We start from the raw sequence: 12485 nt of genomic DNA, 5'->3' as shown, positions 1-12485 counted from the left end.
TTTTTCTCTGTTCTCGACTCAGAATCACCTTGTCTCGTTTTCCTCTTCCCATACTTTCCGCCTCAGTTATCCTATTTCTATTGCACTATTTTAGCTGTGCCACGCCAGTAGGGTGCGTTAGGGGCGGTTTGCCGTCATTTTCTACCTCGTAGCCACCGCTGGTAAAGCCGGCCCCGTAACGCACCACCGCATCAAACAGCAAAAGCGATGCACTCGAATAATTGAATATTTTCCTCTTCTATTCGAGTTTTGGCAACTCCGAAAACTGTTTTTGGAGTTGCCATTGAGTTACCAGACATTATTGATGTCATAAAACATAGTTCACTTATAAATCTTGGCAATCTCCTCAGATAATTGAGCCGGGGTCATTACCGGATATTCAGGTGGATATACAGATTCAGTTTCTCCAGATGGAGAGAGTGCCTCAAGGCAATTAGGAGGTTGACTTACCTTTCCTTTAAAGGGTTTATCTTTATCTGGAGACCACGCTTTTAGAAGTTTTGTTACATCAGATTTCATCTTCCCTCGTGTTTGATCAGGAACCCAACTTTTTTGTGAAAGTTTGTTTTCTACATATTTAACAAAACCAAAGGAGTCTTGATACTCTATTGGAGCAACGATCTTACAGTTCCTTCCAATGGCGGCTTCGTATTATTCCGATGCTGTATTAAGAATACTAATAAGCACAATTTCAGCAAATTCCGGTGACTGAAGATTCTTATGATTTTCAAAAAAACTATCTATAGCTGATTTTATGTCTGCCACTGATACCTGAAGTTTTTTAGTTACTTCCTCACTATAAGGTTGATATTTAGCTGTGTCGTATAGATCTTCCAAATTCTGTTTGAAATCATCAACACCTTCCTCTTTTAATTTATCTTGAATTTCCCCGTAAAGTTCCTCAATAGGATGTTCTAAATGAGATTGTGCTTGATCTGGGGTTCCCCCTTCTAATAAATCTTTGGCTGCAATCAGATGACCTTGCATTAGACCAAGATTTTTGATATAATATTCATCTAATATTTTTTCATATTCGGAGTTAGAAAAAAGTTCACTAGTTTTAGTAGGAGTATTACTAGGTAGATAGTACCCAATTACTACCACTAAAAGGGCAACAACTAAAGTAATAAAAACGTATTTGAGTATATTTTTCATAACGTTTACTGTTCTCAAAATTTGTTACTAGGAATAACTGAAAATTGTCCCATGCAACCATTTTAAGCAATTTGGTCTTGATGAGGGTGAAACATATAGTTTCCTGGGAAAGCATACGCAAACTCTAAAATATGCCGTTCCGCTGTACCCATAGTAATGACATCGGTTTTTAGAGTTGGCTTGATAGTACAACCGGTTGGATAAACTTTAAACATGTTGGCATGAATATGAAAAGTAACAGCCACATCATACTCAATCATATTCACTATATATAATCTTATTAACTGATTTTGATAAATCGGAATAGGGTGTTTATGGTAAAAATCAGGTAAGCCATTAAACGCATAAAGTTCATTAGTTTTAATGTCTTCAGTTTTTATGTCTCCGTCAATGTCATAACCTGACATAACTAAAACCATTTCATCGGCGGAAGGGCGTTTTCTGGGAGGATCAATAATGAACATACCATACAGTCCTTTGCTAATGTGGCGAGTAACAGGACTAACATGGCAATGGTAAAGATGAACCCCATAGGGCTTAGCCTCAAATTCATAGACAGTTTCTTTACCTTTGCCTATGGGAGTCACTCCATCCATTTCAGCAGGATGAATACCATGAAAATGAATGCTATGACTACTAGCAGAATCCTGATTCCGAAAAATTACTCTAATCCGATCACCTTCTACCGCTCTTAATGTTGGACCGGGAACTCGATTATTAAAATTCCAGCTAACCCAACCTACCAATTTATTTAGCTGAGTCGAGGTATTATCTGCAACGATTTCAAACTCCCTGATCAGATGTCCATTTTCCTGCTTAACACGACCATAATCAAAACTTCGTAGACAATTTATAGGATCAAATCCAACATACTTTGCTGAGAGTTGCTCATCTGTGGTGAACCTAGGTACCTTAACAGTGGCAGTAGGTCGCGATTTAAGGAATTGGTAGACAGTCCCTGCGATCCCTAAACCTACAAAACTAGATTGTAATAGTTGGCGACGACTCCACATAATAGCAATATTAGGGATTACTAGTCTAAATATAGCGTTTATTGCAGTTATGAGGTAAGCTTATCAACTTCAAAGTCCTCCTTATTAAGGGGAATTTAGGGGGTTCGCTTGGGTGCATCGCTTTTGCTGTTTGACACGGTGGTGCGTTACGGGGCGGGCTATCCAAACCCTGGCTACGAGGCGGAAAATGAGGCTCCCCTAACGCACCCTACGCAACTTTTTTACAAATATGAGATGCACCCGATCGCTTTGTACTTCACAAGTCGTAGTAGAATTGCTATATCCTGGAATAAAAAAATTAAAATTCAGGATCATTTCGGCACTGATAAAATTTATCATGTTCAACATCAATAAATGGATCTGTTCCTCTTTTTTTGTCATGAACAGTAAAGATGCTCTGAAAAAATCCTGCGTCAAACAACTTGTATTCAAGACTCTTTCGATCTTCAAGCTCACAACTATTGTTATCAGGATCTAGTTGATCACATTGACCATCCTTAATTTTTTTGAAATATTCTTCCATCAACTCCCTTCTTTCTTTCTCAGCTTGCGTTTTTGACACTTCCAGGTTAAGTGCTCTGTCCAATCTATCTTTAGCTTGATCATACTTAGAAGTCATATAGTACGCAAAACCAGAATCTCGCAATGCATAATAGTAAAGTTCAGTATCAGGATTTTCTGTAACTTTGTCATATTCTTTAATGGCCTGATCATACTGACCATTCTCTAAGATATATGAGTTCCCAATGTAGTACCTAATCTGATAAGCATCTGGCTCTTTCTGTAAAATTTTTTCAAAAGAATCTCGAGCTTTTTCATAATCCTTATTAAGTAGTTGAGCTTTAGCCTTGCTTAACAAAACTGTATGCTTTCCGTTCTGGTCAGATACTTGGAGCTTATTGTAAAGTTCTATCCCTTTCTTATATCCATTAAAGTTGTTCCACTTATCTTTCTTTAAATTTTTAGATGTCTTATTCCTGTCTCTGCTAACTAAGAAATGACCCAACTCAAGCAGTGCAAAAAAATTATTGTCTACAGTTTTAACTTTCTTAACATCTATATAAAGGTTAATTGCCTCTTCATAGCGTTGACTAGCAGGCAAACAGTCTAGACTCTCCGGATTCAGTACAAAATCCTTAAAATCTTCCATCAAAGCGATGTATAATTTTATCAGCGGATCTTCTGGATTATACTTTTCAGCACTCTTGAAATTTTCTTTCACTTGTTCGATTAACTGATCAACCGTTAATTGAGTGTTATTTATTGTTATTATTTTGGGTCCCTTATTTTTTTGCCAACTAGCATAGGAATAAACTAGTTTTGCTCTTCCCAGATTTTTATAGGCTAGATATAAAGCAAAATTATTGTTGGGATTGTTGGAAAATTTATTAATTATAGATTTACAATCTTCCATTATGCTATAGGATTTCTCTTGGCTATCGGATTCACTAATATCAATTAGATCTTGGTCACATTTATATTGAGCATACCCTAAATAAGGATTTTTAATAGGAAAACGTTCAACAATATATAACAACATAAAAATAAATAAAATCATTATGCCGATTGAACCGATTGAACGCAAATAAGGTTTAGATATAATATGTCTTAATTTCTTTTTAATTTGATGATACTTGTTTGCCATTTTAATGATCATACTCCCGTAAAATAAACCTTGTTGTAATTGTATGAGTTTGTGTATATTTTTGCTCTTACATTATCAACGTTATCTAGTAAGTTAGATATCTTTTCTGAGAGCTCGTATTCATGGTTAGCAAAGATTATTTCATGCAAATATTCCTTGCTCAATAACTTAATTCTTACCTAGCCTTCCACAATTGATTCAAATATCATAAATCAGATTTAAATACTCTTAGTTACAGACATAGATTAAGTACAGCTAAGATTAAGTACAGCTATGCTGCCTTAGGCTCTAATAGAACATCCCTCCAACCAGGTACGGCTGAGCCTGAAGGCTTAGAATTCACCCTACGCCTAGCATTTGAGTTAATAGGATTACCAATATGAATATGAATTGAAAATAGACTGTTTTGAATTTTTTGCTCAACACTACCAGAGCCACTATTTTGAACAGATATAATGTTCCCCCCAGCTTGTCCAACAATCTGACTATTATCAATACTTTCGGAAGTAAAATCCAAGCCTTGAGTTAAACTACTGCTCCTGTTATCATCCATGAAATTCTTTTTACTAGGTGTATCTCAGTTATTCGAGAAATGCTATATAGCACCCCAGGGTAAGGGCAAGAATCAGCAACCCTGTGATTTTTGATAAAAAAAAACCATCATTATCAACAACTTAACTCTATTGCGAGTACAGCTCTACGAGATTATAGGGGTTTCGAGGCAGGATCAACCGATATCCAACCAACCCACGTTGTTATGAGCGATTTTTTTTGGGCTTACCCCGTATAGCAACCAGGGTAAAGGCAAGAATCAATAAGGCGACATTCTTATCAACAATATTGAAAAAATTAGGCAATAGTGCTGAGCAATCTTGGCTTAATATGCTCATAATTCTTGCCATATATCACATTTTGGCTCAACTTTTCTTGGGCTTACCCTGATGCACCCTAAGTAATCACTAGTATACCTGTGATTTTGCTAAATGATAAATACTTTTATTAAATAAATATTAACTCGCCTATGGGTATAGGAGTAATCGATTACTCTGAGTTGGATTGAGCCGAGATATTTATGCTGAAGTGCAATATATTCTCAACAATTGTTTAAAGTTTGTTACCTAGTCAAGAAATTCTACTAGGAGTTACGTCTTGACAAGGAGTTAAAATCAATCCCAATATCACCCTGTGCTCATGACCATGAATTCCCCACGTTTCCTGATCCTGCAACTGCTGATGACTACGGTAGTAGCCTGTGGTTCAACCAGCACTTCAACTCAAGCACCTGCGGCACCGATTGTACAAAAGTCCTCCTCTGAAGAATCTCCCCAAATTGCTCAGGCACCTACACAAACAAATGCTTTATCCACAAAAACCCTAATCGATACCAAAACCCTGACACCCCAACCGATTCAAATTACCCTGAATGATTTACCCCAACCTTTTGCTACTACTAGCGCCTCTCGACCTCCAAAAGTGGTAGCAATACCATCCAACCCAAGCCTAAAAGTACCAGCGGGTTTCCAAGTGAACGTATTTGCTGATGGGTTAGACCGTCCCCGCTGGCTAGCACTTACTCCCACTGGCGATATCTTGGTCACAGAAACTCGGGCAAATCGTATTCGTTTATTGCGCGACAGCAATGGTGATGGAGTTGCTGATGTCAAAAAAACTTTTGCTAGTGCCAGTAATGGGTTAAATATTCCCTTTGGCATGGCCTTTGCTGATCAATACTTCTTCTTGGGCAACACTAATGCTGTACTCCGGTTTCCCTACACAAAAGGTCAAGACCAACTCACTGGCAAAGGTCAAAAAATTGCTGACCTTCCTGGCGGCGGCTACAACCAGCATTGGACACGCAATGTGGTAGTATCTCCCAAGCTAAACAAAATCTACGTCTCTATTGGTTCACGGTCTAATGTCGATCGCGAACCCCTACCCCGAGCATCGGTACAGGTGATGAACTTGGACGGCTCAAACCAACAGACTTTTGCCTATGGGTTACGTAATCCTGTCGGTCTCGACTTTCACCCAATTACTGGTGAACTGTACACTACCGTCAATGAACGAGATCTGATCGGAGATGACCTAGTTCCTGATTACTTCACCCGTATTCGCCAAGGGGAATTCTATGGTTGGCCCTATGCCTATTTAGCCCCCCATCTCATCGATCCCCGTCAAACCCGCAATGGTCAAAGCATCAAACCTGAACTGGTTGCCCAAACCCGAACTCCCGATGTCTTGTTCCAATCGCACTCAGCAGCACTAGGATTACAATTTTATGATGGACGGACCTTTCCAGAAAAGTATCGTAACGGTGCCTTTGTAGCGTTTCGTGGCTCTTGGAATCGTAACCGAGGCACCGGTTACAAACTTGTCTTTGTTCCCTTTAAAACTGATAGACGACCATTAGGCTATTATGAAGATTTTCTGACTGGTTTTCTGATCGATTCCTCAGGACCAACCACCTGGGGACGTCCAGTTGGGTTGCTGGTGCTAAAAGATGGCAGTCTGCTCGTCACAGAAGAAGCCAACAACCGAATTTACCGGATCCAATACCGCAATAGTAACCCGTGAAGTACCCTCGACTAAGCCGGAATATCTTATTGATTACAACTTAATTAGGAGAAAAATTTTTTGACTGGCAATTCATCCCCCACTAACCGCACTTAGTGTAGATTAGGGAATGTTTACCGAATCTTGTTAAACCTGGCTTGGTACTAATGACTAATGACTAATGACTAATTAGAAGTCTTGGTAAAGATATTGAGGAAAACTTAATATCAAACAAATAACAATAATGTGCCATGCTAAGGTGTTGTTCGGGAAACCCACCTAATCCCTTTGACGTTTATGCAATCGCCAAATTCCCTACGTCGGACAAAGATTGTTGCCACAATTGGCCCTGCGAGCAATAGCCCAGATGTTCTCAAGGCACTAATTCAAGCTGGTGCCACCACTTTACGACTCAACTTTTCCCATGGCACCCATGAAGACCATCAGCGCAATATTCGCCTGATTCGCCAGACGGCCTTTGAACTCAATCAGCCTGTAGCGATCCTCCAAGACTTGCAAGGACCGAAAATTCGCTTGGGGCGGTTTGAAAACGGTTCCATTGTTGTCAACAATGGCGATCGCTTCACCTTAACCAGCAAATCGATGGTTGGTAAACAGGAAATCAGTTCAGTTACCTACGAACCCCTAGCGGACGAAGTGCCTGTGGGAGCCACCATCCTATTAGATGATGGCAAAGTTGAGATGCGGGTAGATAAGGTAGACCGAGAGGAACGAGCCTTGCACTGTACCGTTACCGTCGGTGGACCCCTCTCAAATAACAAAGGAGTTAACTTCCCTGGTGTCTACCTATCTATCAAAGCTCTGACCGATAAAGACCGACGAGATTTAATGTTTGGTTTGGATCAAGGTGTGGATTGGGTAGCACTCTCCTTTGTTCGTAATCCTCAGGACATCTTGGAAATCAAAGAACTGATTAACAGTGCTGGGAAGCAGGTACCCGTGGTTGCCAAAATTGAAAAGCATGAAGCCATTGAGCAAATGGAGGCAATTATCTCCCTGTGCGATGGAGTGATGGTTGCTCGGGGTGACTTAGGGGTAGAACTGCCAGCAGAGGATGTACCAATCTTACAAAAGCGACTGATTGCCTCAGCAAATCGACGGGGAATCCCAGTCATCACTGCCACTCAAATGTTGGACAGTATGGTTCACTCGCCCCGACCAACTCGTGCAGAAGTTTCTGATGTAGCTAATGCTATCCTTGATGGCACTGATGCAGTCATGCTCTCTAACGAAACAGCTGTTGGTAAATACCCAGTAGAAGCCGTAAAGACCATGGGCACGGTTGCGGTGCGCATTGAGCAAGAACAGATTATCGGTCATGCTCGTGACACCAGCCGCTCCATTCCCAATGCTATATCCCAAGCAGTTGGTCACATTGCCGAGCAGTTAGAGGCAGCAGCCATCATGACTCTGACTAAAACCGGTGCTACAGCGCGGAATGTTTCTAAATTCCGACCCCAGACTCCCATATTAGCAGTAACACCTCATGTAGATGTGGCTCGACAACTCCAGCTAGTTTGGGGGGTCAGACCTTTGTTAGTCCTCGATTTACCCTCAACTGGTCAGACCTTCCAAGCCGCAATCAGCGTGGCTCAGGAAAAACAGCTTCTAACAGAAAGAGATTTGGTCGTCATGACGGCTGGGACAATCCAAGGTGTGGCTGGGTCAACAGACTTAATTAAAGTAGAAGTAGTCAAAGCAGTTTTGGGTCAGGGAGTTGGTATTGGTCAGGGATCAGTAAGTGGTGTTGCTCGGGTGGCTGACACTGATGGTGATTTACCTAACTTCAACCACGGAGAAATCCTAGTGGCTCCTTCAACCAATGCCAAATTTGTGGAAGTCATTCGCAAGGCAGCAGGAATTATCACTGAGGAAGATAGTATAACTAGCCATGCAGCAGTGATTGGGTTACGCTTGGGTGTGCCAGTAATTGTGGGGGTGAATAATGCGACCCAATTGATTCGGGATGGGGCAATCTTGACTCTGGACACACAGCGGGGGTTAGTTTATTCTGGTACCCTTGGGGCTAGCCCCACTGACGGGTTACTAATGACTTGAATAAAATATACTATACCCATAACTATTGTCTATTTTGCTTTGGCTATTGCCTGGTTTGTATGTTCATGCTCAAGGGTCACTTAACTATCAAATAGTTTGTGGTAGTATTCGGCTACTAACTTAACCTGGTAGAGTCAATATTTGGAAATTAGTAAGTGGTAAGATCAAGTCCGGTTAATCACTTATAAAATGGTTAATACTATACTCATGAATTGTTAATTGTTAATTGTTAATTGTTAATTGTTAATTGTTAATTGTTGATTTGCCATTTTCAATTTTCAATTAACGAAAAACCCAGAATTATAAGTAGTCAACCGGACAGGATATTACTCATGACCGTAACTGTCCTGCTTTAAGCTTGTAGACTGATCAAAATTTATCATCAACACATCTTGGTTTTTACATCTTTAGTGCTTCGATTTCAGTGAGTAGGGATTGAGTTTCAATATGCTTCTGTCTCAGTTTCCCTGCCAAGATATTTTTTTGCTGATTTAGTTGTTGTTTTTCCATAGTCAGGCATTGATTTTCAGCCCTCTCCAACTCAAGTTGCCTTTCTAAGCATGCTTTATCCCATGCCAATTGTTTGTTTTGTCTTAGGAGTGATTTAACTTCCGTCTTGACTTGGTTTAGCTCCACAATTATTCCTTTGGTTTTCTGTACCATAAACTCCCAGGCTTGATAATCCCAATTTGAAGTTTCTGCTCCGCCATCAAGCTCTTCAAGAAAAGCCTGCTTTTCCAACTCCAGCCGTTCAACCCTCTCTTGCAGTGAGACATTTTTTTTATGCAACCTCCTTAAGGAGTTATTAACTACAATAAACTTATTGATTATCCCGATGATTTGCTGATGACTTTCTTTAAGTTCATAGTCCAGCCACTTGATTTTCTCATTAGCCAAATTTAGATCTTGTTCAATGGCTTCATAGTTATTGAAAATAAAAAAAAACCAATAAATTAATAAATTTTGGATTTGATTGCTATCTTTGATAGTATTGTTTTTGGGTTTATAATCATAAATTGCCAATAAAAACCAGCTGAATAACCAAAAAATGATACTTGAATTCATGAGACCTTCCTTGTCAAGTGATTACATCACTTTTAGCATCAACGTGACCTAGTACGACAACCGTGTAAATACATAATTGAGCTAACTGAGCTAACTCATTACAAAACTGATATTACGAGGAATTTAACCGAATTAGTGTATTTTGAAAAGCTCCTCTTGATAAAACAAAAATTTTTGACTGCTAGGCTTTTAGTCGGGATTGGTTAGTTAGCCCATCAACTAATACCAATTCTTCAAAGTAGAAGTTATAGATGCAGATGGTCAGATGGTCAGATGGTCAGAGGCTCAGATGCTCAGAGGCTTAGATGCTCAGATCAAACGAATGTGTAGCCATGTGAGCACTAAGAATTGGTATAACTTAAGAATTGGTATAACTTAAAAATTGGTAGAAGTACTGTATTAAAATTGGTAGAAGTACTGTATTAAGTATTCATACTGATACTAAGCTCGACTTAATGGATTTACGCACGATCCCTGGGATCGCAACTCCGTTAAACTCATAAGCCTTAGGCTTTTTGACTCTTGCAAGGTTACTAAGACACCCGATATGGCAAGAGTCTAGTGCTCTGTTTAAGGAAGGCTTAAGAAGTCAGCTTCCCGTTACTCGGTTTTTTTTATAAAGTTTTGTTTAATTAGCTTGACAAAAATAAAAAACAGCTGAAACTTTCCAAGACCGACCATCGTGAATTAACAGGGTGAACTCAAGGAACGATGTTGAAATTCTGCCCATGAAACTCTAACGTTTGGCTGGCTCAAGCTTGGAAGGCAACCGTCATCTGCGCGGAAAAGGAGCGGTTTGGCGAGGTTTGGTGTACAATTCCCGAGGATGTCTCTTAGGTTACCATCAAAACGTTGTGCAAACTAAGCAGTGTTAGGGTCTTGAGGACACTAATATAGATAGATAACACTGGTAACAAAGGCACCAAAGCCTTTAAGGATTAACGAAAGTGGGATCAGGGTCTCAAACATTGGCTTTCAGATGCTGTCTTAAGATCGACAAGATATCCATAGTCTATTCAAAGGGAGGTTGCCAGGTAACGTGGGAAGGAGATTTATGTGGGGCTCGGCTGTGGTAAGTTTGACCAAAGTACTGCTTGATCTCATTGACGTAGTCTTGAATATCCTCAGGTGGCAAGAAGGCAGCGGCGTTTTGAATTATCCAAGGAATTGCTCAGGGTAATGGTCGTATATCTTCTTATCTACCTACAAGATGAGACCTCTTTCGGATAAGATCATAAAACCCCTAAAATCAGTAAGTACTGCTTGAGAGGTTCTAGCTAAAAAGGCTGAGGAATATTTATATGAGCGAAATTTTCACTAAAGTTCAAGGCATCGTTTCAGAACAGTTGGACGTTGAGGCGGACCAGGTTAAGCCAGAATCCAGCTTTGCCAATGATCTGAACGCTGACTCCCTAGACACAGTTGAACTGGTAATGGCGTTAGAAGAAGCTTTCGATATCGAAATCCCTGATGAAGCGGCGGAAAAGATCGACACTGTTCAAAAGGCTGTGGATTACATTACAGAAAAAGTAGGAGCAGGAGCAGAAACTCCAGCTTGATCAGCCTGATTCATTACCGCAAGTTCTGCGTTCACGGTCGATAAGCCTAGTTTTAATGGCATGATGACAAACTTTGAGAAAAAACGGGTCGTTGTTACAGGTCTCGGTGCAATTACGCCGATAGGCAACACTGTGGCTGAGTACTGGGAAGGGTTGTTAAACGGACGCAATGGTATTGGTTTAATTTCCTTATTTGATGCCTCCAAGCACGCTTGTCGTATTGCTGGCGAGGTTAAGGGCTTTGATCCCCATGACTACATGAAGGGTAAGGAAGCAAAGCGTATGGACCGCTTTGCTCAATTTGCGGTTTCTGCCAGTAAGCAAGCATTAGCTGATGCCCAGTTTGAGATCAATGACCTGAACGCAGAACAGGTCGGTGTAATGATTGGCACTGGCATCGGTGGTCTGAAGGTACTGGAAGACCAGCAAACAGTTCTTATTAAACGTGGACCTGACCGCTGTAGTCCGTTTATGATCCCGATGATGATTGCTAACATGGCAGCTGGTCAGACAGGAATTCATACGGGAGCCAAGGGACCCAATAGTTGCCCAGTTACTGCTTGTGCCGCAGGGTCTAATGCCGTAGGTGATGCGTTTCGCTTAATCCAGCGAGGCTATGCCCAAGCCATGATTTGTGGCGGTGCTGAAGCGGCGGTGACTCCCCTAGCAATGGCTGGTTTTGCATCAGCACGAGCTTTATCTACTCGTAACGATACTCCTGAGTCAGCTTGCTGTCCTTTTGATATCGCTCGCAATGGCTTCGTGATGGGAGAAGGTTCTGGGATTGTGATCCTAGAGGAACTAGAACACGCCCTCAGTCGTGGGGCAAAAATTTATGCCGAAATCGTCGGCTATGGCATGACCTGTGATGCCCATCACATGACATCCCCTGTACCAGGTGGCGAAGGAGCAGCCAGGGCTATAGCACTGACGATGAAGGATGCTGGTTTGACGGCCGAACAGGTTAGCTACATCAATGCCCACGGGACTAGTACAGTTGCCAATGATAAAACTGAAACAGCAGCGATTAAAAAAGCTTTAGGAGACCATGCCTATAAAGTAGCAATTAGCTCCACCAAATCCATGACAGGTCATTTGTTGGGAGGGTCTGGTGGCATTGAAGCAGTGGCTTCAGTGATGGCAATTGCCCATGACCAGATTCCACCAACGATAAATTTGAACAACCCAGACCCTGAATGCGATTTGGATTACGTACCCAATTATAGTCGCCAGCAGATGGTAGAAGTAGTGCTATCCAATTCCTTTGGGTTCGGCGGTCATAATGTAACCCTAGCCTTCAAAAAATACCGGTAAAGTGGGAATAAAGTTTGAATGGTTAACGGCTTACTCCGTAGGAGAACCAAAAGGGTAGCCTTTATATTATGGTAGGCATTGGGTGAAGGTAGCTCAAGGAAA

The 12485-nt window shown here is 41.0% G+C and carries 10 protein-coding genes; 4 read left to right on the top strand and 6 right to left on the bottom strand.

Going from position 1 to position 12485, the window contains the following annotated elements:
* Window positions 1-321 precede the first annotated feature (321 nt).
* The 5 genes from F6K64_RS34855 to F6K64_RS34835 form a co-directional block, all read right to left on the bottom strand.
* On the bottom strand, window positions 322-519 hold the full coding sequence (locus tag F6K64_RS34855) for a hypothetical protein (protein WP_287255437.1): 198 nt from the start codon (window positions 517-519) through the stop codon (window positions 322-324).
* A 132-nt stretch (window positions 520-651) separates the two neighbouring features.
* Window positions 652-1155, bottom strand: a complete 504-nt coding sequence (locus F6K64_RS34850) for a hypothetical protein (RefSeq protein ID WP_287255435.1) — start codon at window positions 1153-1155, stop codon at window positions 652-654.
* A gap of 62 nt (window positions 1156-1217) precedes the next feature.
* Window positions 1218-2168, bottom strand: a complete 951-nt coding sequence (locus F6K64_RS34845) for a multicopper oxidase domain-containing protein (RefSeq protein ID WP_287255434.1) — start codon at window positions 2166-2168, stop codon at window positions 1218-1220.
* Window positions 2169-2466: 298 nt separating this feature from the next.
* Window positions 2467-3813, bottom strand: coding sequence for a tetratricopeptide repeat protein (locus F6K64_RS34840; RefSeq protein WP_287267794.1), 1347 nt, complete (start codon window positions 3811-3813; stop codon window positions 2467-2469).
* A gap of 271 nt (window positions 3814-4084) precedes the next feature.
* On the bottom strand, window positions 4085-4366 hold the full coding sequence (locus F6K64_RS34835) for a hypothetical protein (RefSeq protein ID WP_287267792.1): 282 nt from the start codon (window positions 4364-4366) through the stop codon (window positions 4085-4087).
* 644 nt (window positions 4367-5010) lie between these two features.
* Between F6K64_RS34835 and F6K64_RS34830 the strand changes: the two genes are divergently transcribed.
* Window positions 5011-6387, top strand: coding sequence for a PQQ-dependent sugar dehydrogenase (locus tag F6K64_RS34830; RefSeq protein WP_287267791.1), 1377 nt, complete (start codon window positions 5011-5013; stop codon window positions 6385-6387).
* A 276-nt stretch (window positions 6388-6663) separates the two neighbouring features.
* Window positions 6664-8445, top strand: a complete 1782-nt coding sequence (gene pyk, locus F6K64_RS34825; RefSeq protein ID WP_287267789.1) for a pyruvate kinase — start codon at window positions 6664-6666, stop codon at window positions 8443-8445.
* Window positions 8446-8844: 399 nt separating this feature from the next.
* On the opposite strand, the gene F6K64_RS34820 is transcribed toward pyk, so the two are convergent.
* Window positions 8845-9510 (bottom strand): hypothetical protein, encoded by a 666-nt coding sequence (locus F6K64_RS34820; RefSeq protein WP_008184689.1) that lies wholly within the window; start codon window positions 9508-9510, stop codon window positions 8845-8847.
* Window positions 9511-10805: 1295 nt separating this feature from the next.
* On the opposite strand from F6K64_RS34820, the gene acpP reads away from it, so the two are divergent.
* Together acpP and fabF are read left to right on the top strand one after the other, a co-directional pair.
* Complete coding sequence (gene acpP, locus F6K64_RS34815) at window positions 10806-11069, top strand: acyl carrier protein (protein ID WP_131827125.1); 264 nt, start codon at window positions 10806-10808, stop codon at window positions 11067-11069.
* 63 nt (window positions 11070-11132) lie between these two features.
* Entirely contained in the window at window positions 11133-12383 is a 1251-nt protein-coding gene (gene fabF, locus F6K64_RS34810; RefSeq protein WP_044493297.1) for a beta-ketoacyl-ACP synthase II, read from the top strand.
* The last annotated feature ends 102 nt before the right edge of the window (window positions 12384-12485 follow it).

Source organism: Moorena sp. SIO3A2 (assembly GCF_010672265.1).
In the GTDB taxonomy this organism is placed as follows: domain Bacteria; phylum Cyanobacteriota; class Cyanobacteriia; order Cyanobacteriales; family Coleofasciculaceae; genus Moorena; species Moorena producens.
Note: the sequence above shows the minus strand (reverse complement) of the source record. Positions and strands in the feature narration are given on the sequence as shown.